Genomic DNA, 1119 nt, shown 5'->3' with positions numbered 1-1119 from the left:
CGTCCCGCCCGTCGAGTTCGAGACCACCCATTGGGCATCCCACGAGGTCGCCCGCTACCCTGAAGACCAGGTTCCGATCGGAACCGGTTCCAGATAACCGAGCCTCCACCAAACCCGGGGCGCTTCAGATCTCTTCTACGCAGGCATCAGGGTTTGGCGTTCTGGAGGCCTTGAGTAGTTTCTGGGTCCGACGTTCCTGTCTGGCCGTGATCTCCTTATCCAGCGCGTGGGAGATCTTCTGGGAGAAGGTCCACTCGTCGCAGGCGGGATCGTTGGCCAGCTCGATGACGGTCTGCCCGAACGCGGTCATACGCAGCTGCGTGAACAACGGCATGTCCGCGTCGGTGAGGTGACGATCGATCACTTGGCCCCTCCCTCATCCGTCAAGTCGGCTCCGGTGGCTCCGGTCAAGGCAGAAAGGCTGAACTGCTCGGGCCCGGCCAGATGCGCCCCGGTGGTGTCGCGCTGTCCCGCCGGTGGCGCTACCGACGCAGCAGTCGCTGGTTCCGCCGCGGTGGTCGGTCGTGCGGCGGCCTGGGCCCGCAGCGCCGCCAGGCGTTGCTTGACCGCGGTGTAGGAGATCGCCCGTCGGGTCTGTTCGGAGACAAGTTGCCCGCAAGCCCGCTCGAGGAGTTGTTTGTCGCTCTTCCCCAGGGCGAGGATGTTCTGGCACGAGCGGTAGCCCTGGGCCTCTGTCAACGGCCAGTTTGATGTCCCCGCTGGTGGCCAGGTAAAAGTCCCCACCCTGTGCGGGATGTTCTAGGTGGGTGGTACCTCCGTTCGGTGTGTCATGCGGTAGGAATCGCCGTCGGTGATGACGATGGTGGCGTGGTGTAGGAGCCGGTCGAGGATGCTGGCGGCGGTGGTGTGTTCGGGCAGGAATCGTCCCCATTGTTCGAAGGGCCAGTGACTGGCGATCGCGAGGGAGCGGCGTTCGTAGGCGCCGGCGACGAGCCGGAACAGCAGTTGGGTGCCGGTGTCGTCGAGCGGGGTGAATCACCCCAGGTTTTCTGCCGCTCCTATACGGGGTGCAGCTCTCGGTTGAGGGCGGCGTAGTAGGCGGACTCGAACTCGGCGGGCGGGACCGTGCCGATGCTGGAGTGGAGCCTGTCATTGTTG

Annotated in this window: 2 pseudogenes; both read right to left on the bottom strand. The window is 65.0% G+C overall.

Annotation, left to right across the window (positions count from 1 at the left end):
- Positions 1–127: 127 nt before the first annotated feature.
- Positions 128–364: pseudogene (locus ACSEEN_RS21420) on the bottom strand (ATP-binding protein); the annotation flags it as partial.
- Between the two features lie 395 nt (positions 365–759).
- A pseudogene (locus ACSEEN_RS21415) lies at positions 760–996 on the bottom strand (ATP-binding protein); the annotation flags it as partial.
- Between the last annotated feature and the right edge of the window lie 123 nt (positions 997–1119).

Source organism: Gordonia marina, assembly GCF_052036135.1.
Taxonomy (GTDB): domain Bacteria; phylum Actinomycetota; class Actinomycetes; order Mycobacteriales; family Mycobacteriaceae; genus Gordonia.
This window is presented reverse-complemented; position numbering and strand designations above follow the sequence as displayed.